The following is a 22,903-nucleotide window of genomic DNA, read 5'->3' on the forward strand; positions in this document are numbered from 1 at the left end:
TCGAAGAGCTCATCACTCGCCAGCCCGGGTTCGCCAAGCACATGGTTCAGAGCGAGCCCAAAATCGCTTTCCTGGCGGGAAACCTGCCGCTGCTGCTCAAGGGCCTGGCCCGCCTCACCGGCGACGGCGCCTGGGGCAACGGGTACATCTGTGACTTGAACATCAGCGGCTTCATGCCCGGTCTCAACGACGTGGTGCCGATCATCGTCAACGCCGCCACTCCCGGCAACGTCACCCAGCACACCCCACGATGCAGGAACATGGCCAATGGCTAGGTAGCGAGCTGGGTGCGGCCGGGAAGGCCTACCTCCCCGCAGCCTCAATTTGAGTAACAGGCGGCAGCCAATTCAAGACCGAACTTTGTGCTCGACGTTCATTTCATATGCCTTTTAGTCGGGCGGTCTAAAGGATTCCGCCTTTCTGCATGAAGCAGATTCCTACGCGCCAAGAAGATCGCGCTGCATACGTTCTGGTCACGATTTCGTCTCACATAAAGAGGTGATCGGACGTGACCATAATGGCGTCATCAACTGGCGGTTCACTCGGATGTTCGGCTCTAGGCATTGGATCTCAAAACCCCTTAAGTCACAGGCACGGCTCCTTTTCTATATCAACTTCATAAACGGCCCGGGTCTCGCCTGGACGCTATTTCAGCGGCGCTATAAAGTTCTGCCAGAGAATTTCACACGCGTGATTTAGTGCGCACAAGTCAGGGAGTCGGGTCGGTGGCGGTCATCTTTGATCGAGTAGCTTTACAAGTAATTGCCGGCGCCGCGCTAGGCGTGGCCGCTATAGCGTCGAGCGCCTCCGCGACTGCCGCCCCCATGATCGGCGGACAGTACTCCGTCGAGGACGGCGCCAGTGGCTCAGGCAAGGGCGCGCTGATCGGCGCTCCCGCCGCCGGAGGCGCTCCCGTCGCCGGCGTGCCGATCCTGCCGGGGCCCGTTGCAGCTCCCGTCGTGCCGGCCGCCCCTGTCGCTCCCGCCGCGCCCATCGTCCCCGCAGCGCCCGTGGTTCCCGCAGCACCGGTAGTTCCCGTCGTACCGGCCGGAGCGCCCTTGGCTGGTGGCACTGCGGCGGGCCCCGTGGTCGCCGCCGGCAAGGGCGCACCTGTCGGTTCCACCGTGCCCGGCGGTCCGACACCCGGTGTTCCGACTCCAGCGGGCCCACAGGGCTGACCCTCGGGCGCACGCGACAGTTGCCCGTATTCCGTTGCTAGCAATGGAATACGGGCATTTTTGTATCGGTACGGCAGCCAGCTAGCACCGCCATTGCACGTCTACTCCTGCACAACCACCGGATCGCCGATGTTGACGTTGTCGAAGTACCACTCAGCGGCCGCCGGGCTCAGGCTGATGCAGCCGTGGCTGACATTTTCGTAACCCATCGCCGGCACGGCCCAGGGCGCCGAGTGCACGAACAGACCGCGACTGGTGAACCGGACTGCGTTATCCACGTTCAGCAGATAGCCGTCGGAAGCCGTCACGGGGATGCCGACGCTGCTGGAGTCCATCACTACCGAGCGCTCCTTGGCGAGGACCGCATAGGTCCCCACGGGTGTCGGGTACTCGGGCCGTCCCATGGTGGCCGGGAAGACACCCTCCTCCCCCATCCGCGGAAGATGATGCGGCGCAGGCAATCCCCCCTGGGTCCCCTTCCAGACTCCCTCTTTCGCCACGGTGAAGGTGTGCTGCGAGATGCTGGCGATACCGATGAGGGCGGGGCCCGTTGAGATTTCGGTCGGTCTGCCGCCCACCATCAGCTTGATCGTGCTGTGCGCGGGCCAGAACCGGTCGGGAGCCCACTGCACCACGTTGTTCTCGACCCATTCGTACTTACCCGTCATGGCCGGCACAGACGTGATTTCAAGGGCACGCTCGGCGGCTTCTCGGTCGACGACGGGATCGTTGAACGTCACCACCACGGGGTGCGCAATACCGACCCGCTGATCCGGCGTGGGCGCGATAGACCCGATATCCACGGTCAACGGCAGGCTGCGTGCGGCCGTGTCGACATCGGCCGCGTGCGCCGTGACCGACGCGGCGACGACGGCCGCCACAAGAACTAACTGACCAACTGCCCTCATCGACCCGACCCCTCTGGGATGACCACTACGTCATGAACGCTGTGATCGTAGGACGCGTCAATGCCCGAAGTAGCGGGCGCGCTTAATGATTCGGTCACGCCTTGCCCACGGTTTGGTAACGAAGACGTCAGTGGGATGGACCCGCTAACTGGTCTCAGGCGAAGCCGAAATCGCCGTGCCTCAGGGGGCTTGTCCGGGCGAGATAAGTGACGTCAGCAGCGGTGCCATTAGCGCGACAATCTCATCGTCGCTGGCCGCCGCCAAGTCGGGCAGGCGCAGCAGGTAACGCTGGCTGGCGATCCCCATCAGCACGGCACTCAGTAGCGCTGCGCGCAGCCGCGCGTCGGGTGCTTCGATGGTAGCCGCTACGGAACTCACCGCCTGTTCGGTCACCTGCTCGCGCAACATTTCCAACGCGTCCGTGCTGGTCATACTGGTCCGTAGCAGGACAGCCATCGGACCATCGGGGTCTGCTGCCCAGCCCGCCAGCAACCCACGCAAATAGTTCTGAGCCGTGTCAGCGGGATTTGTCACCGTCAGTTCCTCGACCGGAACTGTCCAGTGCACCGCTTCCCGGAACAGGTTGCTCTTGCTCCCGAAGTACTGGATGACCGACGACTTGTCCACCTCGGCCGCTGCTGCGATACCGCGGATCGTCGCCTTCTCGTAGCCCACCTCGGCGAACACGCGACGGGCGGTCGCCAGGATCCGTTGTCGCGTCTGCTGTCCCTTGCGTTCGGGTGCTGGTGAAGACATGGGGACATCCTCGCAGGAATAAAAGTAGACAAGCGTTGAGTTATTGTGACGAGAGTACCGACACGAAGGGATGAACGGAATGACACACGTAATCGACTGGGATGGCGCCTACCGGGAGGACAAGCCCGCGTGGAACATCGGTGAGCCGCAGCCCGAATTCGCGACACTCATCGACCAGGACGGGGTGATCCAGGGCGAGGTTCTGGACGCCGGTTGCGGATACGCCGAATTGGCACTCGCGCTGGCCGCGCGCGGACACACCGTCGTCGGGATCGACTTGAGCCCCACCGCGGTCGAGGCCGCCGCGGCTGCCGCCGCCGAACGCGGTCTGCACACCGCGACTTTCCAGCAGGCCGACATCAGCTCGTTCACCGGGTACGACGGTCGTTTCTCCACCATCTTCGATAGCGGCCTGTTGCATGCGCTGCCCGCAGAGCTGCGGGACGGGTACCTGCACTCGGTTCATCGCGCAGCGGCCCCCGGGGCCTCGTTCTACATCCTGGCGTTCGGTACCGGCGCCTTCCCGGATCACGATGGTCCTGCACCCACCCAGTTCACCGAAGAGCTACTGCGCGAGGTGGTCTCGAAGCACTGGCAGGTCGAAAGCATTCGTCCCGCCCGTCTCCAGGCAGGGACCGGCGAGGCAGGAGCCCAGCTGCCCGGCCACCTCGTGATCGCCCGCAAGGCCTGAAGCATGGCCTTCACGCCGAGCGAACGACGATTCCTGCGCCGACAGCCCATCGGGCGCCTGTGCACCATCGGCCCGGGAGGTGCTCCGCAGATCAGGCCGATCGGCGTGCACCTCGGTCCAGACGGCGCGACGATCGACGTCGTCGGCCACAATCTCGCGTTAACGCAGAAGTGGCGCAATGTGATCGGAAATCCACGGGTGGCCTTCATTGTCGACGAAGTGCTTTCGGTGAGACCGCCGAGGGCACAGGGCGTCGAGATTCGCGGGACCGCCGAAGCGCTGCCCGGTCAGGGCAGCACCGACGGCGGGCTCAGCGGGGACATCATCCGCATCACGCCCCACCGGATCATCTCGTGGGGAATCGATGAGTCGGGGACGCGAGGCAGAAAGGTTTGAGGCGTATGCGTTCGGGATCCGTCAGCCGTGTCCCGATATCTCGATCGCCCCGGCGGGGCACACACCGGCTGCGGAGACCGCGGCATCCAGGTTCGCCTCGCTCAGCTCGTCCGGACCGTTACTACCGCCGACGAGCTGAGCCACACCGTCGGCGTCGAGAGAGAACAGCTCCGGATTGGACCGGACACAGTATTCCGAGGACATGCACATGTTTTGGTCGATGTAGATGGATGCCACTGGTGTGCCTAACCTTTCGTCATGCTCGCGAGAGGGTCACCGGGAGTCCGCCCTTGATGACTGTCGAAAAGGCGAACTTGTGTTGCGGCTCCCACCCCCTAGGAGCGCTCAGCCGGAAGCGCTGAAAGATGATCGACAGCAAGAACTGCGCGTTCATGTATGCCATGCCCGTGCCTAGGCAGTGGTGTGGCCCGGATCCGAAGGGCATGAAGGCCAGCCGGGGCCGTGACCGCACTTGCTCGGCGTCTGTGAATCGTGTGGGGTCATAACGGTCTACATCGTCACCCCACCACCGGGGGTCTCGGTGGACGACGTACAGCGAGGTTGCCACGACGCTGCGTCGCGGTATCGCATATCCGCCGATCTCGTCGTCCTCCATGGCAAACCGCCAATTCAACGGCGCTCCCTGCAAACGCTGCCCCTCGTCAAAACACGCCTTCAGCCACGTCAGATTCGGCAGATCGCCCACACCCGGAGGCGCGCCGTTCAAGGAGGCCACTTCGTCGTACACACGCTCGAGATGCTCCGGGTTCCGCAGCAATAGGCCCAGCGTCCACGACAACGCGGCGACGATCGTCTCGTAGCCACCCGCGATGAGAATGATGAGTTCGGCGATCAGGTCTCGCTCGCTGAGTGCCGACTCATCGTCGTAACGCGCTTCCAGCAGGATGCTCAGCAGATCGGGCTTGTCGACCGGATTCTCCTTGCGGCGCCGCACAATTTCCTTCATTTTCAGCACCAGACGACGCATCGAACGTGGCGCACTCTCCACCCCAGGAAACGGAAGCAGATTAGGAGGTGTGCTCAACAGCAGATAGGCGGCGCCCAACCGCATCGTCGAGCGGATATCTGTGTCGATCTGCTCGATCTCTTCATCCGAGATCGAGGTGGAGAACATCGTGCGAAGAAAGGTCGGCAGCGTCACCCGAGCAATCTGGTGCTGCAAGTCAAGATATTGCCCCGTGCCGGCCGCAGGGGACCAACGATCGATTCTGCCGACGAACTCCTCGGCGAGGGTGTCGGCCACCCGCGCCAGGTGGCGGCGGCCGAACATTGGCAGCAGCATTCGCCGGCGTTCCTTCGACAGCTCTCCTTCCAGAGTCGGTACCGAACGACCGATCTGACGGAATAGCCATTGCGTGGTGCCGAACATGCTGTAGTTGCCTGTGGTGTCGTCCATGAAGTGCGAGACGTCGTCTGGATGGCTGACAACGATGAGGTCGTGTATCGGCAGCGGAACACGGAAGACGTCCCCGTGCTTCTTCGCGTTCGTACGAAGGAATTCATATGGGTTGCGGTAGTACGGAACCCATGAACCGACGACTGGTAGGCCCTTCGGACCCGGCGGTAACGGACCCGGGCGTCCCGCGCCGTTGACAATGTTCGTCGCCACGCGCAGTGGGCGACGGGTCGGCCAGAACGGGTCTTCCCGCAACGAGCCGAGGACGCTCAACCGGCCGGTAGACCACCGACTAACCTCACGGCCTTCCCGATACGGCTGATCAATGAGGTCGGCCTCTTGCCCTTCCTCGAAGGTGTCGATCGGCTGCGCCATCCTGTGCCTTCCTGCTGGTCCGCAAAGCTTGTGCGACTCTTGACTCCTTAGAGTCTCACATGAGACTATCACTAACCGGAGGTCGCATGCGACTTTAATTTCTCGAACGTCTCACAGTCGAAGAGTTCAGGAGAAGGCCATGGAGTTTCAGCACCCAACGATTCCCATCGAGATGGCAACGAACGTCGCAGCATCGTGGGGATTTCTCGCGTTCACCGTGGTGTCGTTCATCGCCACACTGGTGTGGGCGCTGCGGCTCGGCGTCCGCTCCAACAACTGGCTTCCGCTGATCTTGATGGCCGGCGGTGCACTGTGCGGGTTCCTCGAACCGCTTGGCGACATCCTCGGTGCCACGTTCTACCCTTTGAACACACCGCTTTTGGTGTTCGAGCTGTTTGGGCGGCACACCCCGCTATACGTCTTCGTCGGCGAGTCCATGTTCTTCGCCACAGCGGTCTACTACGCCTACCGGTTCTTGGTCACCGGGATGGGTGTAGCGCGCCTCCTGGTCATCATCGTGGTCTTTAGCCTCTTTGACGCTGCCATGGAAATGACCGCCATCCACTTTCATGTCATGACGTACTACGGCGACAACCCCACGCTGATTCTCGGACTACCGCTGTACGCGCTGATCCAAAACGGGGCCCTCGCCGTTGTCGGCGGATGGGCCGTGCTGATCGCGATACCGCGCCTCGCGGGACTACAGCGACTGCTCCTTATCCCCTTGGTTCCCATTGCATTTGCGCTGCAGGCATTCATCGCGACCTGGCCCATGTACCTAGGGCTCAACTCCGGCGCGTCACGTTCCGTACTTCTACTGCTGGGGCTCGTGGTCAGCATCACCAATGCCGCGCTGCCCCTGCTGTGCATCTACTCGCGCACGGCTCGCACGTACCGGATCGCGGCGACGAGCCAGGAGGCTCCTGTCCTTACCGGGTCGGCTCACTCGTTGTCACGGTGAGCACCGAGAGCAGGCCCGACGAGCCGGAGGAACACCTGCTGGAACTCCGCCGTATCTTCCACGTCCATGCTCGAATCCGGCACTAGCGCATACGCGATGGCCAGATGACACACGACGTCGGCCAGATGCACCGCCTCGATCGGCAGCTCGGATTCCGGTTCGCTCGTAACAAGAACGGTTGCGACCAGGGCCCGCGCCAAATCCATGGCTCCGAGTTCACTCGATCGCGAAAAGTTCACCAGCCGTTGCGGATCGTCCGCAACCAGTCGACGGAACGCCGGGTTCACTCGCGAGAACCGGATCGCGTGGGTCAACAACTCGGCAATGGCGGTCGCGGGCCCGGCACCGTCGTCGATGGCCTCGAGCGTCCCGAGGACGAACTTGCGGAGTTCGCGCAGAATCACCCTGTTGACGACCACATTCTTTGTCCCAAATCTGCGGAAGATGGTGGCCCGACTGACCTTTGAATGTGTGGCAATTTCACCCATGGTCACGCTCTGCTCGCCGTCACGACCAATCAGTTCGGCCGCGGCATCCAGGACGCGCGCATCAACCGGATCATCTGTCTCGGCAAGTAAGAGAGAGACGATCTGGTTATCAAATCTGTCCAAGAGCGACAGCGTCCCGCTCCTTAGCTCGGTCGATTCCTTAGTGACGCACGAAACTACCCCCAATCTATATGACGGGTCCGCTGTGCAGCACACGAGAAGCACTTTCTACCTGAATTCACAAGCAGCCATACGTATCTGAAACTAGAAACCCTCGGATCCTCGGTCGCTAATGGGGCGCCGCCGATCGCAGCTTTGCGGGCGCATCAGCGTGCTGAAGATGCCGCAAGAATTGTGACATCGCCGGAGTAGCAACCGAATCGGTGCGGCGGACGAACACCGTTTCGGCGCGGGCCCGAGCGGCGAGCAGGTGGTGCAGGCGAAGGCCCCTGGCACGCGGCGAGGCGGTCACCACCTCTACCGGAAACAGTGTTATACCCATCCCGGCCGCAACACATCCCAGGATGCCCTCGACGCTGCCGAACTCCAACACCTGTGGATCGGAAACTCCGTGGTCCTGAAATACCCGTTGCAGCCGATCTCGATAGGCACAACCGTTACGCATGACGAGCATTCGTTGCGACGGATCGAAGGCATCTCGGATCTCGGTGTAGCGCTGGGCGGTGACCAGTGCCAGCTCTTCGATGAACGCCGGCTCGGCGGCCAGTGCGTCGTTTTCAACTGGGCCACAGACGAAAGCGCCGTCGAGTCGGTGGTCCATGACCATGACGCTCAACTCAGCGGACGTGCCTGTGACGAGGGTGAAGTCCACCCGCGGGCATTCGGCGGCATACGCCGCCAGGATACTGGGCAGACGCAGACCCGCTGTGGTTTCCATGGCTCCGATCGCCAGTGTGCCAACGGGTTCGGCGTCGTTCCCGACCACCTGGGCGGCCTCCCGCATGAGGCCCTTAATCCGCTCTGCGAATGGAAGAAAAGCCTCACCCGCGTTGGTCAGAGCCATGCCGCGAGCGTGTCGTCGAAACAGCGAGACACCGAGCTCGTCCTCCAACGACTTGATATGCGCGCTGACATTCGATTGCACGGTGTGCAGCTTCTTCGACGCATGCGAGATACCGCCACCCTCGACAACCGCCAGGAAGATGGTGATGTCGCTTAGTTCCATGACGCCCTCGGTTCGTGAGTCTTCGACGCAGCACCATCATGCTGCCATGCAAGAGGTGGGCAGTACCTACACACTTCCCGGGGCAGGGACGGCAAGTTCACCCGTGACGTACTGCGCGGCCCCAAAACCGAACGACCAGTCCTGAGGCCCGTTTTCGTTGATCGCCGCGAAGAGATCAGCGCCCGCCACACCTACAACAGCCAGTTTGTCGGCCAACGCTGCGAAGACTTTCTGCTTGATCTCGGTCGTGCGGCCAGTTTGGGTGAAGATGTGCACGATAACGATGCGAGGTGACCTTTCGAATCCCAGGCCCGCGTCTTCGGCGATGATATCCGTCGGGTCATGGGCGGTGATGATCTGAAATCGGTCTCGCACAGGGATTTTCAATACCGCTACCAGGGCATCATGCACTGCGTCGGCGATAGCGCGGCGCTCTTGCGCCGACCGGTCTGAGGTGAGGTCGATACGCACCAATGGCATGTGTGAAAACTCCTTCGTTGTCAGATACGGACGGGGCGCTGGAGAATGGCGGCGGCCTGGGTCACCATGGAGCGCACGATGTCGGCGGCGCTCTCGATGCGCTCAATCTGCCCGATGCCCTCGCCGATAATCACGTTCGCGACGGCGTAGTCCTCGGCCTCTACTGCGGCCTCATAGTCCGCCTGGGCCTCGGCCAGACGCTGGACGAGCTGCGCTTCGCGGTCATGCCACTTGCGGACGAAGTCGTTGTGCAACACCCGTCCGCTGTAGTCGCCCGGCCAATTCTTTTCGCGCACAATGTCATAGACGTGCTGGCGGATAGTGTCATCGCCGCTGGCCCGTAGCGCGCGCCGCTGAGCGGCAGGAGAGATCGCCGCTTCGTGCGCGGCCCAGAATCGGGTCCCGACCAATACACCGTCGGCGCCCAGGGCGAGGGCGGCCGCCAGGCCTCGGCCGTCCGTCACTCCACCCGCGGCGAGCACCACTACGTGCGGCGCGGCTCCGGCCGCCAGATCGACCACCTCGGGAACCAAGGTGAAGGTCGAGCGTTGCCCAACACCGTGGCCGCCCGCTTCTCCACCCTGGGAGACGATGACATCGGCGCCCACCTCTATTGCGCGAGTGGCCTGCTCCAGGTTGTGCACTTGGCAGATCAACGGCACACCGGCCGCTCGAATGCGCGGTGCGTATGGTGCGGGATCTCCAAAGGACAGAAATATTGCCTTTGGATGTTGATCGAGTACGTAGTCCAAAACGTGCTCGTTGCCGCGCAACGTCCAGGTGATGAAACCGCATCCCACCGGATCGGTCGTCCGGTCGAACTGCTGCCGTATCCAGGCCTCGTCGGTGTATCCGCCGCCAAGCAGCCCGAGCCCGCCAGCCGAACCGACGGCAGCCGCCAGGCGCGCATCGGCAACGTAGTCCATCGGCGCAAGCACGATGGGGTGCTCGATACCGAAAAGGTGAGTCAGACGAGTTTCCAGGGCCATCTTCCAGCTCCTCGGGCATCGCAACTAGTGCGTTCAGTGGGGATACCCAAGCGTAGGCCGATGAGAAACCGCAGGTCCAACAGTTTCTAGCGATAGGAGGATTCTGCTTTTCAGAATGCTATGGACAACACGTCTCTCCCAAAGAGAATTGTGCGGATTCGCCGTCCGCCGACCCTGAATCCCTACAACTTGCGGGCTATGTAGTAGTAATTCGATGAGTCCGCGTCGATCTCCATGACCCGCACTTCGGAGAACCCGGCATCGGCAAGCATGGAAGTCGCCAACTGTCTGCCCCACATGGTCCCCAGGCCTGCACCGCCCAACCCCAGCGACACCGACATGCAGTGCATCAGTGAAACGGTGTAGCGGTAGGTGCTCATCGCCACCCCGATGTTCTCTTCGAGTCGGCTCGACGCCTTGATGTCGACCATCAGCAGAATGCCGCCGGGGCGCAGTGCGCGATGGATGTTGGCCAGGACTCGCGCCGGTTGAGCCTGGTCGTGAATGGCGTCAAAAGCGGTGATGACGTCATAGCTTTCGCTCTTCTGGAACTCGGTGAGGTTGTGGCTCTCGAATGCCACATTCGCCAGCCCGCGCCGCCTAGCTTCGTCGATACCCGCCGCGATCGCTTCGTCTGAGAAGTCGATGCCCGTGAACTGGCTCGCGGGAAAGGCCTGCGCCATCAGGTTCACCGCATGACCACTGCCACAACCGAAGTCGGCTAACTGCAGCCCGGCGTGCAGACGCTCGGGCAGTCCGTCGACCAATGGCAGCACGCCGTCGATGAGGGCGCTGTCGAACACCTCGCCGCTTCTTTCGGCCATGACGGTATGGAAGCGGGGGTAATCGCTGTATTGCAGACCGCCGCCGTCTCTGAAGCACCCCAGCACTTTCTGCTCGACCTCGCCGAGCAGCGGCACATACTGCGCAACACGAGCCAGGTTGCCCAACCCGGCCTCGCGGGTCAACACGGCGGCGCGGTGCGCAGGCAACCAGTACATCCCCGCCTCGGCGTCGTATTCGACCACGTGCGCTACGGTCATGCCGCTCAACCATTCTCGGACGTAACGTTCGTCAAGGTTGGCGGCTTGCGCGATCTGAACACTGCTCGCCGGCGGTAGCCCCGCGAGTACGTCGAACAGCCCGGATTGATGACCGAGGCTCATCAACAACGTCAGACTCGAGCTGTCGATGGCCGCAGTAACACGGTCTGCAAATTGCTCAACAGTCTCCGTAGCCGCCTGCTTGCCGTCCTCGGTCACCGTCACGTCACCAACCCTACACACGGGAACGAACACCGAGTTCAGGGCAACTTGTGCGTATCCGATCGCGAAGTATCGTGCACGGCAGCGTGATTGGTGCCGTAGGAAACGGCCCGCGGCCGGAGGTTTCTACCTGCCCGCGTTGCGCGCCAGATCGATCGCGAACTGGTTCACGAAGGTGCCCGCCCGCGGATCACCCTTATCGCATGAACCATCGGATTCCCCGGGACGCTTGACCCACAGGAAGGCGTCGACGTTTCCGTTCCCCGTTGCCGTCGTCGGCGTGGCGCCCAGCGCGCGACCGGAGGGATTGCACCAATACATGTCACCGGCGGCCGGCCCAGCTCCGTTGCGCGAGGTGTCGATCACGTAATGCGCACCGTTCGTCATCCCCGAAATGGCTTCGCCGTAACCGATTTCCTCATCGGTGGTGAAGAAGTTCGCGGTGTTGAGACTGAAGCCTCGCGCCTTACCGACGCCGACCTCGTTGAGCCGGGCCGCCATCACGTCCGCGCTCACCCACCTCGAATGACCGCCGTCGACATACAGCGCAGTGGCCGGATTGCGGGTAAGCGTGTCAACGGCATAGCGCATCAAACCGAAGCGTTCCTGGCGTTGGTCGGCGGACAGGCAGTCGGCCATGGCCAGCGCGTCGGGTTCGAGAATGATCACCGCCGGGCCGGAACCCACGGCTGCCGCGACACCGTCGATCCATCCTCGATACGCATCGGCCGACCCGAACCCGCCGGCGGCGAAGCTGCCGCAGTCGCGGTGCGGGACGGCGTAGAGAGCCAGAATCGGGGCGGAACCGGAAGCCTGCGCGGCGCTGATGTACTTCGCATCCACACTGGGGCTCGACACGTTGTCCATCCAGTAGGCCTGGGGGGTGTTGGCGATCGCCGCCACCGCCGGGTCAGCGCTCGCGGCACGCATGGCCGCCGAGTTTGGATTGACGTAGAAACCCTGGCCGTCCAGCGGGTTGTCCGCGTTGGCCACCGGGCCAACGACAAGGCCCAGGCTCGCAACTGCCAGGAGGGAAAGGGCACACCGCGCGACGACACCAACAGCTGAGGAAATCACCTCAGAAACGTAGCGGCAGGACAGCGCGCGGCGCCATTCAGCCCCGATCCAGAAGTCGAGATCGGGCTACTTCAGCATTGCATGCGGAGGATTCTCGACTTCTTGCTGATCTTCACAGGCACCCAACTCGTTGACGAGCACGCAGCTGTCTGCGTCTTGCTCCCCGGGAGTTTCGGACACACAATCGCCGACGTCGTTGACCGTTTCACAGCGAGCGTAGATCGCGGGCACCGCGTCTGCGGCGGGAGCTGCGCCGAAGTAGGCACCGGCGATCGCCACCAGAAATGCCCCTGCGGCGATCCCTCTCATGATGGCTGCCACGGCATCTTCCTTCCTGTTGCGGGTGCGCCGTCGGATCACAGTTCTCTGCGGAGGCAAGCGCGCGCAACAACACCTGCCTTGCACTCTACGACCGCCTGCCGCCCTCCCGGACCGCAATCGGCGTGCTGACGGCAGAGGGCGAAAGCCTGATCCCACACACGTCACCATCGAATGCAGGGCGGCGACAGCAACGTCGCTCCCGTGCTCGTCGGACCCGTACCGGGTGGCTGCAGTTAGCGGGGTCGGTCAATACGGCATCCGCGCGCTAATGTGCTTCCGTCGGCATCAGCGAACAAGCCGATAGAAAAGTTGGACACATTCATGACTGCACCAGCAGCGTCGTCACTCGAAGCGCGGGTCGGCCACTACTACCAGATGGACGATCCCTACCTGGTTGGCCGCGAAAAGGTGCGCGAGTACGCCCGCGCCGTGCAGGACTACCACCCCGCGCACTGGGATGAGGCCGCCGCCACGGACCTGGGTTACTCGGGTCTGGTGACCCCACTGACGTTCACGTCAACCCCGGCTATGGCCTGTAACCGCCGCATGTTCGAGTCCGTGGTCGTCGGGTACGACACCTACCTGCAGACCGAAGAGGTCTTCGAGCAGCACCGACCGATCGTGGCAGGCGATGAGCTCCACATCGATATCGAGCTGACGGCGGTGCGCCACGTGGCCGGGCGTGACCTGATCACGGTGACCAACACCTTCACCGACACCGCCGGCGAGCGGGTGCACACACTGCACACCACCGTCGTCGGTGTGACCGCCGACGACATCAACCCGGGAACGATGGCGGCGGTGCAGCGGGCGATGATGCACGACGTCGACTTCTCCGGTGTCGGCGCCGACGCCGACTACCAGAAGACGGTGCGTCCCGAGGCCGAGGTTCGGATGGCAGAGGACACGGCTCGCACGCCGAGAACCGCGTCCTTCGACGACCTGAAGGTCGGCGACGAGCTGCCGGTGCACCACACCCGGCTCTCTCGCGGCGACCTAGTGAACTATGCCGGCGTGGCCGGCGACGCCAACCCGATCCACTGGGACGAGGACATCGCCAAGCTGGCCGGGCTGCCCGATGTGATCGCCCACGGAATGCTCACCATGGGTCTGGGCGCCGGATTCGCGTCCGCGTGGTCGGGCGACCCCGGCGCGGTGACTCGTTATGCGGTGCGGTTGTCGCAGCCCGCGGTCGTGTCGGCCGCCGAGGGCGCGGATATCGAGTTCGGCGGCAAGATCAAGTCACTTGACCCGGAAACCCGCACCGGTGTCATCCTTGTTACCGCGAAGGCCGGTGGCCGGAAGATCTTCGGCCTGGCGACAATGAACATCCGCTTCAGCTGACCTGGCGGGTCTGCGATTACTGCCCGACGCGCGGTGGTGCAACCATAGAGCGATGACCGCAACGCTTGTCGCGAAGAACGTGGCCGGCGGGTTCGCTCACCGCACCCTGTTCGAGGGGCTAGACGTGACCGTGGCACCGGGCGACGTGATCGGGGTCGTAGGCGCCAACGGCGCAGGCAAAAGCACCCTCTTGCGAATCCTGGCCGGAGATCTCGAACCGCTTGACGGCACGGTGAGCGCCGCGCCGGCCGATGCGTTCGTCGGCTGGCTGCCTCAAGAACACGAACGCACGCCCGGGGAAACGGTCGGCGCCTACCTCGCGCGTCGGACGGGCTGCACCAACGCGACACACGTAATGGAAGCAGCGGCAACGGCTTTAGCAGACCCCGAGCCGAGTTCCTCGAATGCGGATCCTGCCGAAACCTACGCGGTGGCACTGGATCACTGGCTCGCTACCGGGGCAGCGGACTTCGATGAACGGTTACCAGCAGTGCTGGCCGATCTCGGGCTCGGCTCCGATGAAATGCAGCCGGAGTCCACCCTGATGACCGCCCTCTCCGGTGGGCAGGCAGCGCGGGTTGGACTGGCGGCGCTGATGCTGTCGCGGTTCGACATCGCCTTGCTTGACGAACCAACCAACGACCTCGATCTCGACGGACTGTCCCGGCTGGAGGAATTCGTCCGCACCCTTCGCGGCGGCGTGGTGTTGGTGAGTCACGATCGAGAGTTCTTGGCGCGCACGGTGACCCGTGTCCTCGAACTGGACCTGCCCCAGAACACCACCACGATCTTCGGCGGCGGGTACGAAAGCTACCTGGAAGAGCGTGAAGTCGGTCGCCGACACCGGCGCGAACAGTACGACGAGTTCGCCGACAAGAAGGCCGACCTGATGGCGCGCGCACGCGTCCAGCGGGAGTGGTCGAGCCAAGGTGTCCGCAACGCGATGCGTAAGGCTCCCGACAACGACAAGAATCGGCGACGCGCGGCCACCGAGTCCAGTGAGAAGCAGGCGCAGAAGGTGCGCCAGATGGAAAGCCGGATCGCTCGCCTTGAGGAGGTCGCCGAACCCCGCAAGGAATGGGCGCTGCAATTCACCATCGGAGCCGCACCACGATCGAGCGCGGTCGTGGCGACGCTCAGCAACGCCGTAGTAAGGCAGGGTGAATTCGTCCTAGGGCCGGTGTCGGTACAGGTGGATGCCGGGGAGCGGATCGGCATCACCGGGCCCAACGGGGCGGGAAAGTCGACACTACTGCGACTGCTTCTAGGCCGGCGGCAGCCCGATGAGGGTCGATCGAGCCTGGGCGCCAACGTCGCCGTTGGCGAAATCGACCAGGCGCGTGGCTATTTCACCGGCGCTGGGCGACTCGTCGATCACTTCGAGCAGCGAGTGCCGACATGGTCGACCGCCGACGTGCGGACCCTTCTTGCGAAGTTCGGGCTCGGCGCCGACCATGTGGAACGCACCGTCGACGAGCTCTCACCCGGTGAGCGGACGCGCGCCGGCCTTGCGTTGCTGCAGGCCTGTGGCACCAATGTGCTGGTCCTCGATGAGCCGACAAACCATCTCGATCTCGCCGCCATCGAGCAGCTGGAACAGGCACTCGACAGTTACGAAGGCGCGCTATTGCTGGTAACGCATGACCGCCGGATGTTGCAGAACGTTCGATTGGATCGCTCGTGGCTGGTCGACAAGGGTCGTGTCGCCGAGTTGTAGCCGAGCTGCACGTCGGCTTCGCTACCATCGCGACATGCCGGCTCCTGTTTCGAGACGCGACGCCCTCAGGTATGCCCTCGCCGCACCGGTTCTCGCGAGTCTCGGCGCAGCCGCGGCGGCACTCGGCGCCCCGAACGCGTCCGCAGCCAATCTGAAGCTGATCGACTTCACGGAGCGTCTGGTCGCGGCTGACCAGATCAAATCGGCCGGCTATGACGGCGCTCTCGTCTATGTGTCCGAGTCGCGGCCGGGCGCCAACTTTGATTTCAAGCCGACCACCCGTGAGTACACGGATGCGCTGCGCGCGGCGGGCCTTCATGTGGTCAGCTGTTACCAATACGGCAAGCCCGGCTGGCCCACTCCGTCCGACTTCACCCGCGGGTACGACGGGGGCGTGGCAGACGCACAGACGGCTCTCCGGAAACACGGCGCGGCTGGGGGGCCGGCGTCCGCGCCGATCTTCTTCAGCGTCGATGAGGACATTGACGCCGCCACCTGGAAAGGTGTTGCCGTTTCATGGTTTCGAGGGCTCAACTCGGTTCTGGGCGTGGGCCGCACCGGCATCTACGGGCATGCGCGGGCGTGCAGTTGGGCGATAGCCGATGGTGTCATTGGGCATTCGTCAACCGCTGGCTACCGGTGGGCATGGCAGACGAGAGCCTGGTCTGGCGGCGTGCGTGAGCCCGCCGCGGTGCTGTATCAAAGTGCAGTAAATACGGCGTCGAACCCGGGACCCCTGATCGGAGACATCCACGTGGACGTCGACGACGTACTCGCCACCGATTACGGCCAGTGGGATCTGGTTCGATAATCGTCAGCTGTCGCTGAAGGTCCGGAGGTTTCGCGCAGGCCAGCCGGTCGGCACAGGGACGCCACCAATCGAGGGAAGGTTACGCTAACCTACATTGGCTGATCGAATTTCCTAGCCGGTCAGCGAGCACTGGAGAGGAGACGCCAGCCGCCCGCGCGCCGGGCCCTGGACACCCGGCAGATGAAAAATCGCGAAACTCATTCCCCCACAGTCAATCCCGTCGAAATCAGAGGCAATAGGCCATGACAGCGCCGGTATGGATGGCGGCCCCTCCCGAGGTGCATTCGGCCCTCCTGAGCAGCGGCCCTGGACCCGGTCCCCTACACGCGGCGGCAGACGCCTGGCGCACGTTAAGCACCGAGTACTCCTCGGCAGCAACCGAACTCACGACAACTCTAGGCTCGGTACGGGCCGGCTCATGGAACGGACCCAGCGCCGAGCAATATCAGGCGACGCACGTGCCCTACCTGAGCTGGCTACAGCAGACCAGCACCGTCAGCGCTGGCGTGGCAGCGCAAACTGAGACCGCGGCGATGGCCTACACCGAGGCGCTGGCCACCATGCCGACCCTTGCCGAGCTTGCCGCAAACCACGCGATGCATGGTGCGCTGATAGCCACCAACTTCTTTGGCATCAACACCATTCCGATCGCCGTCAACGAAGCCGACTACATCCGGATGTGGGTCCAGGCCGCCGCCGTGATGAGTACCTACCAGGCCGTCTCCGAGGTGTCGCTGACATCGGCACCGCCAACCCTGCCGGCACCGAAGCTGCTCGCACCCAGAGCCACCGAATCGGCACGCGCGCTGGCCTTCACCGATCCCATCGAAGAGTGGCTATCGGGGTCCGAACACTTCCTCGGCATGTACCGCGCGCTCAAGGGATTGATCACCGATCCGGTGGGCACCATCGTGCGGATCGTCATCGACTTCGCCACCAACCCGGCGGCGGCCCTGGTTACCTGGCAACCGCTGTTCTTCGTGTTCGCGTACGCCGCAACGTTTGGCGTGATGGGGACGCCGATCTACGCCGCAGTCTTGGGCCCCTCGGCGGGGATCGCGATCCCGCTCGCCATCACCTTGGCCGGGCTGTCGCAGATGCCGGAGGCTCCGCCTGCCGACCAGCCCGCAGAACCCGTCCGCCCACCCGCGGACCAACCGAATGCCGTCGCGATATCCGGCGGCCCCGCGGCCACGGTGAGTACGGGGGCGCCTCCACCGCCCGCCAACACCACAGTGACAGCCAGCTCTGCGCCGGCGCCCACACCACCGCCCGCAGGGGCCGAAAGCCTGGGATACGCCATTCAGGGCGACGGTCCCGGATTCGGGTTCGGTCCGACCATGGGCCAGAGCACTGGCGCCGTGGCACACACACCGAGCGGCGCGGTGGCTGCCGCCACTGCCCTCGCCTGCAATCCCGGAGAGTCCAAGAGCCGCAGGCGCCGTCGCAGAACTTCCGAGGACCGTGGCCGTCGCTACGAGTACGCCACCCTAGACAGCGACACACCCACTGACCCTGGCGATCCGGTGACGGTCACTACTGCCTCAAGCACGGGCGCGGGAAGGCTCGGTTTCGCCGGTGTTCGCACCACGTCGCCAGCCACCGTCGCAGGCGGCCTGACCACACTTGCCGGAGACGAAGCCGACGTGCGGACCACTCCGATGCTGCCCGGGACGTGGAACATCGCCGACGGCGACAGCCCGACCCACTGACCTGGCAGCGTCGGCGATTGGCGCTTGGCCGGCCGAATCCACGTCAGTATTTGAGGTGGCCTTTGTCGACAGGCAGCTGGATGCCGGTTAGCCCTGCCGACGCATCGCCGGCGAGCCATACAACGACCTCTGCGATGTCGTCCGGATCCAGAAGCGCATCCGGCTGCAACGGCATCGGCGCGAAACTTGGCCAGTAGTTGGGGTGCGCTTGTAGAACTTTCACCATTCCGTCGCCGGAGACCATTGGGGTGAGGACACCGTAGGGATGGATCGAATTGACCCTGATTCCGTACTCGGCCACCTCGATACTCAGTGAATTAGTGAGCCCAACAACGCCGTGCTTGGATGCGCTGTAGGCGCCGTTGCCTGGAGTCGCCTTAAGGCCCGCACTAGAACTCACGATCACGATAGAACCGCCGTTGCCGGCCTGAATCATGGCGGGAACGACAGCCTTCAAGGTCCGCCAGGTTCCCGTGAGATTGGTGTCCATGACGTCTGTCCATTGCTTATCAGGAATTTCCCAGAGCCGCCCCCAACCCAAAATTGCGGCGTTTGCCACGAGGATGTCCAGGCGGCCGAATTGCTTGATCCCGTCGGCGACCACACCCTCCAGGGCCGCGCCGTCGCGGATATCGGCCTGGGCAGCAAGAATTTTGAGACCCTCAGCTTCGACCTGCCGGACCGTTTCCGCGAGGTCTTCCGGCCCCGCCGCTTCATAGTTGGCGTGCTCGGAGACTTTTTGGCATGCGTCGACGGCGATGATGTTTGCCCCGGCCCGCGCTAGCCGGACGGCGTGCCTGCGTCCCTGACCGCGCGCTGCCCCGGTTATGAAGGCCACCCGCCCCTCTAGAGGCCGACTTTCCATAGGATCTTCTCTCCAGTTCTTACCGCAGTGACAATTGCAGGGGGCTAACTCCTAGCTGACGGGATCGTGACTCATTGCCCGATCGATGTTGGCCGCCACTTCCTTTTGCCACTCCTCGTTGGCGTGGGTGGTATCGACTTCGCATTCGAATCGTGCGGTCATGTCCTCAGTGACATCGGCGACATCGACGTAAAACTGTTCATACCAACGTCTGTGCTGATACACCGGGCCGTCTTCGAGGGTGAGGAGGGGGTTGTCGATTCGTGTCTTGTTCTTCCACACCTCGACGTCCTCAAGAAATCCGACACTGAAGCTCTTGGCGAATGTGGCCGCCAGTTTCGCGGACTTGTCGGCGGGCAGGCCCGGGATTCGCTGGACGCTGACCCCCCATTGGAGAACGAAGGAGTCGTGCGTTACCGGATAGTGGCAGTTGATCAGGACCACCTCTACCGTGTTTTCGCCAAAGTCGTTGTGCAGGTAGTTGATCATGTAGGAGGGCCCGAAGTAGGAGGCCTCGGATCGCAGCATTGCATCATCAATGGAGTAATTCGAGCTGCTAAGGACGTCCGGGCGGGCCTTCGAATGCAGGAACTGCGTGGCGACGTGTCCCTCGATCACATTCTTGAAGTACACGGGGTAGGCGTGGTGTATGTAAAAGAAGTGCGCCATGTCGACGTTGTTGTCGACGATCTCTCGACAATGCGAGCCCTCGATCAGGATCGAGTCCCAGGTCCAGTCACTCCAGGCCTCGGTGCCGATACCGTCAATGTGGGGGATAGCCAGTTCCGGCGGCGGCGGGTTGCCTTCCGGGTCATGCCACACGAACAGCTGCAGGTTCTCCTCGACGGTGGTCCAGGCGCGCGTGCGGGCGAGTTTTGGAGTGCGTTTGGCGTATGGGACGAGCTTGCACCGTCCGTCGCCGTTCCAGCGCCAGTCGTGAAACGGGCACGCGATTGCATCGTCTTTCACGCTGCCCTGCGATAGGTCTGCGCCCATGTGTCGGCAGTAGGCATCAAGGACTCGCAGTGCACCGGTGCTGTCCGACCACACCACGAGCTTCGTGCCAAACACGTTGACCGCATGGGGTTTTCCGTCCCGGAAGGTGTCGGCAAGCCCCAAGCAATGCCAGCCTCGAGCAAAGCGGGTGGGCCTGTCGCCGACATCGATCCACCGGATCTCCGAATCGTGAATCATGGCCTGGTCACCTTTCTGTCCACACTGGAGGCCGCTGATCGGCCCGCCTGGCGGCCGAAGAACGAACCGGCTCCGAGCTGAGTGCCACTGGCGTAGCCCTTGGAGTCCTGCGCGATCGTGGACGTACAGGCACCGGCGGCGTAAAGCCCAGCGATCGAGGTGCCGTCCGCGCAGAGCACCTGCCCGTGTACCGAGGTACGCAGGCCACCCAGGGTGAATCCGCTGTAAAAGGCCTTACCAAGGCTGAGATCGAAAGCAGCCCAAGGTCCTTGGTCCTGAGCCGCTACATAAGCGGGCGCCTTGTCGAATTCGGAGTCATTGCCACGCGCGGCGTGACCGTTGTATCGGTCCAGCGTGGCCTGTAGTCGCCCGGCCGGGATGCCGAGATCAAGTTCCATCTCCGCCACGTCTTCCCAGCCGTCGATGAACGGGGCCAGCGGCAGCGGCGGCATCTCCATGTGCTGCGAATCCACAATGAGATACGCCGCGGCGTCGGGCTGTTCGAGCGTAAACGCCGAGGTCCGTGAGTGATAGGAGTCCTCGGCCACGAAACGATCGCCGTTCTGGTTGACAATGACTCCCGTCAGCAGCTTCGCCGGCGGGTACACCGGCGCGGTGATGAACGCCTGATCCATGTTTTCGGTTGCACCGCCTACAGATTGACCCAGCCGGATGCCTAGGCCGTCGTCGTGGCTGCTGCCCAGCGCAAAGACCCTGTCCCGCAATTGCGGGACATGCTTGTCCAGCATGTCGGGATTCATGACAAATCCGCCGGCCGCAAGCACGACCGCATCGGCCCGAATGCTCCCAGTCTCGGTGAAGCGCTTCCACCTCACTCCGACGACTCGTTCTCCGTCGGCAACTAGTGCCGTAGCTCCGGTCTCGTAGTGGAATTGAACTCCCAGTTCGGCTGCTCGATTGACGAGTAAGTCGATCACCATGGCGGCGCCACCGGTTTCACCGCAGACCGGTACTTTGTGGCCGCGAGGCGCCGGTTTGGCGCGAGTTCGGTAGGGCCAAACGTTCTCGTTTCCGGTATACATCAAACCCTCGGTACCGGGTTGAATTACCGTCTTGTCCGGGTAATAGCTGCGTTCGAACTCGAATCCCAGGGCCTCTAGCCAGTCGAAATGCTCCACGCTGCCATCGCAATACGCGCGGATCTTGGCCGGATGAGCGTCGCGCGCCACTGCCATCAGATACTTGAACATCTCGTCAGGTGTGTCGTCGTGGCCGGTGGCCTCCTGCACCGCCGTCCCGCCGCCCAGATAGAAATGCCCGCCCGCCAGCGCCGAAGTGCCTCCGGCAACAGCAGCCCGTTCCAGCACCAGAACCCGGGCGCCGGCGGCGGCCGCTTCGACCGCGGCGCACCCGCCCGCGATACCGAAGCCGACCACGAGCACATCGACCTCGTCTGACCAGCACGAAACATTCTTGGCAGCAATGACTTCAGGGATATCCGCGGTCACAAGGCCTGCTCCTTTACGTAGTCGAAGAAGGTGCGCATATCTGTACTGACTTCGGCCAGCTCGACGTACGGCACACCGGCGAAGGCGCCGTCCAGGTAGGCAAAGCGCATGGATCCGGCCATCTCGCCGCGCTGCACCACCGTGAGGCCCCAGGCTTCGGCCGAACTCACCGCGGCGTCAAAGTCCTCAGGTTCGAAACACACGTGGTGAAGCCCCGGTCCGTGGCGTTCGAGAAACTCTATGTAGATGCTGTCCCCGCGCACCGGTTCGATGAGCTCCAGCTGCAGATCCGCCAGATAGGACAACGAGATGTGGGCCACGAAGTCGGCCGGCTGGCCGAGATAACTGCACGTCTGCGAACCGAACTCGATGTTGGGCATCCTGGTCCACTTACCGGCACCGAACTGCCCGCTCAGCAACTCTTCGGTGGCCGCGATATCCGCAGTTACCCAGGCAATCTGGGTGATCGGCCCGTGACTTGTGGTCATGAATTTCTCTCATAGTTGATGATCGGGCTCATGAGGCTCGGCGCAATCCTGTTGAGTCTGACCAGTATTCGGTTATAGGCAGGAAAGGTTATGAATTGCTGATTCCTTGCCACGCCTCGGAGAATCGCCTCGGCGGCACGCTCCGGACTGATCTTGGCGAAGGGCACAGCGTCAACGGACGCCCTGTAGTCGTACCCCGGCAAGTTGTGCGCCTTGTCGAAGATGCCGGTGTCGACCAGGCCGGGCACAACCACGCTTGCTCGCACGCCGTACGGCTTCGCTTCTGCACGTAGTGAAGTGGTCAGACCCACCACGGCATGTTTGGTTGCTGCATACGCGGCGGATGATGCGACAGGCATCAGTCCAGCGCTGCTGGACGTGTTCACGATGTGCCCGACGCCTTGGTCACGCATTTGTGCGTAGGCCAGCTGCGTACCGTGGACCACACCCCAAAAATTGACATCAACTATTTGACGCCATACCTCGGTAGTCATTTCCGCAAGATCGCCACCCACGACGATACCTGCGTTGTTGAACATCAGGTCCAGGCGGCCACTGCTCCACACTGCCTGATCAACAAGTGCCGCAACGGATTCACGGTCGGCGACGTCGATGACAGCTGTCTTGAGGCGTGAGCCACATTCAGCCGCCAGGCTCGCCAGCCCCACTCCATCGCGGTCCGCTGCCCACACCACCGCGCCGCGATCGATGAGCAGCTCACACAGAGCCCTCCCGATACCCGACGCCGCTCCCGTCACAATCGCGGTCGCACCGCGGAACCTGTTCGACACCATCCGAACATTAAGCGATAGTGA

The 22,903-nt window shown here is 63.1% G+C and carries 24 protein-coding genes and 1 pseudogene; 9 read left to right on the forward strand and 16 right to left on the reverse strand.

Translation table 11 applies throughout. The features are described 5' to 3' along the window. Both FZI91_RS16150 and FZI91_RS23720 read left to right on the forward strand, forming a co-directional pair. Window positions 1–275 (forward strand): annotated as a pseudogene (locus FZI91_RS16150) (mammalian cell entry protein); the annotation flags it as partial. Between the two features lie 450 nt (window positions 276–725). Next, the gene (locus FZI91_RS23720) at window positions 726–1,178 is read left to right on the forward strand and encodes a hypothetical protein (protein WP_162525933.1); all 453 of its coding nucleotides are present in this window, start codon (window positions 726–728) and stop codon (window positions 1,176–1,178) included. Window positions 1,179–1,279: 101 nt separating this feature from the next. Here FZI91_RS23720 and FZI91_RS16160 read toward each other — a convergent pair whose 3' ends face one another. Next, entirely contained in the window at window positions 1,280–2,086 is an 807-nt protein-coding gene (locus tag FZI91_RS16160) for a L,D-transpeptidase family protein (protein ID WP_155940151.1), read from the reverse strand. Between the two features lie 180 nt (window positions 2,087–2,266). After that, window positions 2,267–2,842: a TetR/AcrR family transcriptional regulator gene (locus FZI91_RS16165; RefSeq protein WP_162525934.1), complete on the reverse strand. Its 576-nt coding sequence runs from the start codon at window positions 2,840–2,842 to the stop codon at window positions 2,267–2,269. A 79-nt stretch (window positions 2,843–2,921) separates the two neighbouring features. Between FZI91_RS16165 and FZI91_RS16170 the strand changes: the two genes are divergently transcribed. Together FZI91_RS16170 and FZI91_RS16175 are read left to right on the forward strand one after the other, a co-directional pair. Continuing rightward, window positions 2,922–3,533, forward strand: a complete 612-nt coding sequence (locus FZI91_RS16170) for a class I SAM-dependent methyltransferase (protein WP_155940152.1) — start codon at window positions 2,922–2,924, stop codon at window positions 3,531–3,533. Window positions 3,534–3,536: 3 nt separating this feature from the next. Continuing rightward, a complete protein-coding gene (locus FZI91_RS16175) occupies window positions 3,537–3,929 on the forward strand; it encodes a PPOX class F420-dependent oxidoreductase (protein ID WP_155940153.1) in 393 nt (130 codons plus the stop codon). 21 nt (window positions 3,930–3,950) lie between these two features. Here the strand turns inward: FZI91_RS16175 and FZI91_RS16180 are convergent, their stop codons facing one another. Further along, the gene (locus FZI91_RS16180; protein ID WP_162525935.1) at window positions 3,951–4,166 is read right to left on the reverse strand and encodes a ferredoxin; all 216 of its coding nucleotides are present in this window, start codon (window positions 4,164–4,166) and stop codon (window positions 3,951–3,953) included. Between the two features lie 19 nt (window positions 4,167–4,185). Next, the gene (locus FZI91_RS16185) at window positions 4,186–5,721 is read right to left on the reverse strand and encodes a cytochrome P450 (protein WP_155940154.1); all 1,536 of its coding nucleotides are present in this window, start codon (window positions 5,719–5,721) and stop codon (window positions 4,186–4,188) included. A 139-nt stretch (window positions 5,722–5,860) separates the two neighbouring features. Between FZI91_RS16185 and FZI91_RS16190 the strand changes: the two genes are divergently transcribed. Then, a complete protein-coding gene (locus FZI91_RS16190) occupies window positions 5,861–6,682 on the forward strand; it encodes a hypothetical protein (RefSeq protein WP_239001726.1) in 822 nt (273 codons plus the stop codon). Here FZI91_RS16190 and FZI91_RS16195 read toward each other — a convergent pair. From FZI91_RS16195 to FZI91_RS16225, 7 genes are all read right to left on the reverse strand, one after another. Then, a complete protein-coding gene (locus FZI91_RS16195) occupies window positions 6,664–7,293 on the reverse strand; it encodes a TetR/AcrR family transcriptional regulator (RefSeq protein WP_155940155.1) in 630 nt (209 codons plus the stop codon). The genes FZI91_RS16190 and FZI91_RS16195 overlap by 19 nt on opposite strands. Before the next feature lie 166 nt (window positions 7,294–7,459). After that, on the reverse strand, window positions 7,460–8,356 hold the full coding sequence (locus tag FZI91_RS16200; protein ID WP_155940156.1) for a LysR family transcriptional regulator: 897 nt from the start codon (window positions 8,354–8,356) through the stop codon (window positions 7,460–7,462). A 66-nt stretch (window positions 8,357–8,422) separates the two neighbouring features. Beyond that, window positions 8,423–8,836, reverse strand: coding sequence for a tautomerase family protein (locus FZI91_RS16205; protein WP_155940157.1), 414 nt, complete (start codon window positions 8,834–8,836; stop codon window positions 8,423–8,425). Window positions 8,837–8,856: 20 nt separating this feature from the next. Further along, window positions 8,857–9,825 carry a nitronate monooxygenase family protein gene (locus FZI91_RS16210; protein WP_155940158.1) on the reverse strand — a complete coding sequence of 323 codons (969 nt, stop codon included), beginning with the start codon at window positions 9,823–9,825 and terminating at the stop codon, window positions 8,857–8,859. 182 nt (window positions 9,826–10,007) lie between these two features. After that, window positions 10,008–11,087, reverse strand: coding sequence for a class I SAM-dependent methyltransferase (locus FZI91_RS16215; RefSeq protein ID WP_309224107.1), 1,080 nt, complete (start codon window positions 11,085–11,087; stop codon window positions 10,008–10,010). Between the two features lie 129 nt (window positions 11,088–11,216). After that, window positions 11,217–12,167: a glycoside hydrolase family 6 protein gene (locus FZI91_RS16220; RefSeq protein WP_162525936.1), complete on the reverse strand. Its 951-nt coding sequence runs from the start codon at window positions 12,165–12,167 to the stop codon at window positions 11,217–11,219. A 66-nt stretch (window positions 12,168–12,233) separates the two neighbouring features. Further along, window positions 12,234–12,488 carry a hypothetical protein gene (locus FZI91_RS16225; RefSeq protein ID WP_162525932.1) on the reverse strand — a complete coding sequence of 85 codons (255 nt, stop codon included), beginning with the start codon at window positions 12,486–12,488 and terminating at the stop codon, window positions 12,234–12,236. Between the two features lie 321 nt (window positions 12,489–12,809). Here FZI91_RS16225 and FZI91_RS16230 point away from each other — a divergent pair, with 321 nt between their 5' ends. From FZI91_RS16230 to FZI91_RS16245, 4 genes are all read left to right on the forward strand, one after another. Further along, window positions 12,810–13,832: a fused (3R)-hydroxyacyl-ACP dehydratase subunits HadA/HadB gene (locus FZI91_RS16230; protein ID WP_155940159.1), complete on the forward strand. Its 1,023-nt coding sequence runs from the start codon at window positions 12,810–12,812 to the stop codon at window positions 13,830–13,832. 52 nt (window positions 13,833–13,884) lie between these two features. After that, window positions 13,885–15,549, forward strand: coding sequence for an ABC-F family ATP-binding cassette domain-containing protein (locus tag FZI91_RS16235; RefSeq protein WP_155940160.1), 1,665 nt, complete (start codon window positions 13,885–13,887; stop codon window positions 15,547–15,549). 34 nt (window positions 15,550–15,583) lie between these two features. After that, window positions 15,584–16,360: a DUF1906 domain-containing protein gene (locus tag FZI91_RS16240; RefSeq protein ID WP_155940161.1), complete on the forward strand. Its 777-nt coding sequence runs from the start codon at window positions 15,584–15,586 to the stop codon at window positions 16,358–16,360. A gap of 242 nt (window positions 16,361–16,602) precedes the next feature. After that, window positions 16,603–18,072 carry a PPE family protein gene (locus FZI91_RS16245; RefSeq protein WP_155940162.1) on the forward strand — a complete coding sequence of 490 codons (1,470 nt, stop codon included), beginning with the start codon at window positions 16,603–16,605 and terminating at the stop codon, window positions 18,070–18,072. A gap of 43 nt (window positions 18,073–18,115) precedes the next feature. Here the strand turns inward: FZI91_RS16245 and FZI91_RS16250 are convergent, their stop codons facing one another. Genes FZI91_RS16250 through FZI91_RS16270 form a run of 5 tightly spaced genes read right to left on the reverse strand, consistent with a single transcriptional unit; the run spans window position 18,116 to window position 22,882 of the window. Next, the gene (locus FZI91_RS16250; RefSeq protein WP_155940163.1) at window positions 18,116–18,937 is read right to left on the reverse strand and encodes a mycofactocin-coupled SDR family oxidoreductase; all 822 of its coding nucleotides are present in this window, start codon (window positions 18,935–18,937) and stop codon (window positions 18,116–18,118) included. A 51-nt stretch (window positions 18,938–18,988) separates the two neighbouring features. Beyond that, window positions 18,989–20,128, reverse strand: coding sequence for a Rieske 2Fe-2S domain-containing protein (locus FZI91_RS16255; RefSeq protein ID WP_309224108.1), 1,140 nt, complete (start codon window positions 20,126–20,128; stop codon window positions 18,989–18,991). Next, entirely contained in the window at window positions 20,128–21,600 is a 1,473-nt protein-coding gene (locus FZI91_RS16260; RefSeq protein ID WP_162525937.1) for an FAD-binding protein, read from the reverse strand. The genes FZI91_RS16255 and FZI91_RS16260 overlap by 1 nt, the downstream gene beginning before the upstream one ends. After that, window positions 21,597–22,088: a VOC family protein gene (locus tag FZI91_RS16265; RefSeq protein WP_155940166.1), complete on the reverse strand. Its 492-nt coding sequence runs from the start codon at window positions 22,086–22,088 to the stop codon at window positions 21,597–21,599. The genes FZI91_RS16260 and FZI91_RS16265 overlap by 4 nt, the downstream gene beginning before the upstream one ends. Next, window positions 22,085–22,882, reverse strand: coding sequence for an SDR family oxidoreductase (locus FZI91_RS16270; protein ID WP_155940167.1), 798 nt, complete (start codon window positions 22,880–22,882; stop codon window positions 22,085–22,087). The genes FZI91_RS16265 and FZI91_RS16270 overlap by 4 nt, the downstream gene beginning before the upstream one ends. Window positions 22,883–22,903 lie beyond the last annotated feature (21 nt).

The sequence above is a fragment of the Mycobacteroides sp. CBMA 271 genome (assembly GCF_009729205.1).
Classification (GTDB): domain Bacteria; phylum Actinomycetota; class Actinomycetes; order Mycobacteriales; family Mycobacteriaceae; genus Mycobacterium.

Excerpts from the sequence above, each read along its gene's own strand:
- FZI91_RS16160 (WP_155940151.1), bottom strand. The coding sequence starts at position 2,086 with ATGAGGGCAGTTGGTCAGTTAGTTCTTGTGGCGGCCGTCGTCGCCGCG.
- FZI91_RS16165 (WP_162525934.1), bottom strand. The coding sequence starts at position 2,842 with ATGTCTTCACCAGCACCCGAACGCAAGGGACAGCAGACGCGACAACGG.
- FZI91_RS16170 (WP_155940152.1), top strand. The coding sequence starts at position 2,922 with ATGACACACGTAATCGACTGGGATGGCGCCTACCGGGAGGACAAGCCC.
- FZI91_RS16175 (WP_155940153.1), top strand. The coding sequence starts at position 3,537 with ATGGCCTTCACGCCGAGCGAACGACGATTCCTGCGCCGACAGCCCATC.
- FZI91_RS16185 (WP_155940154.1), bottom strand. The coding sequence starts at position 5,721 with ATGGCGCAGCCGATCGACACCTTCGAGGAAGGGCAAGAGGCCGACCTC.
- FZI91_RS16190 (WP_239001726.1), top strand. The coding sequence starts at position 5,861 with ATGGAGTTTCAGCACCCAACGATTCCCATCGAGATGGCAACGAACGTC.
- FZI91_RS16200 (WP_155940156.1), bottom strand. The coding sequence starts at position 8,356 with ATGGAACTAAGCGACATCACCATCTTCCTGGCGGTTGTCGAGGGTGGC.
- FZI91_RS16205 (WP_155940157.1), bottom strand. The coding sequence starts at position 8,836 with ATGCCATTGGTGCGTATCGACCTCACCTCAGACCGGTCGGCGCAAGAG.
- FZI91_RS16210 (WP_155940158.1), bottom strand. The coding sequence starts at position 9,825 with ATGGCCCTGGAAACTCGTCTGACTCACCTTTTCGGTATCGAGCACCCC.
- FZI91_RS16230 (WP_155940159.1), top strand. The coding sequence starts at position 12,810 with ATGACTGCACCAGCAGCGTCGTCACTCGAAGCGCGGGTCGGCCACTAC.
- FZI91_RS16235 (WP_155940160.1), top strand. The coding sequence starts at position 13,885 with ATGACCGCAACGCTTGTCGCGAAGAACGTGGCCGGCGGGTTCGCTCAC.
- FZI91_RS16240 (WP_155940161.1), top strand. The coding sequence starts at position 15,584 with ATGCCGGCTCCTGTTTCGAGACGCGACGCCCTCAGGTATGCCCTCGCC.
- FZI91_RS16245 (WP_155940162.1), top strand. The coding sequence starts at position 16,603 with ATGACAGCGCCGGTATGGATGGCGGCCCCTCCCGAGGTGCATTCGGCC.
- FZI91_RS16250 (WP_155940163.1), bottom strand. The coding sequence starts at position 18,937 with ATGGAAAGTCGGCCTCTAGAGGGGCGGGTGGCCTTCATAACCGGGGCA.
- FZI91_RS16265 (WP_155940166.1), bottom strand. The coding sequence starts at position 22,088 with ATGACCACAAGTCACGGGCCGATCACCCAGATTGCCTGGGTAACTGCG.
- FZI91_RS16270 (WP_155940167.1), bottom strand. The coding sequence starts at position 22,882 with ATGGTGTCGAACAGGTTCCGCGGTGCGACCGCGATTGTGACGGGAGCG.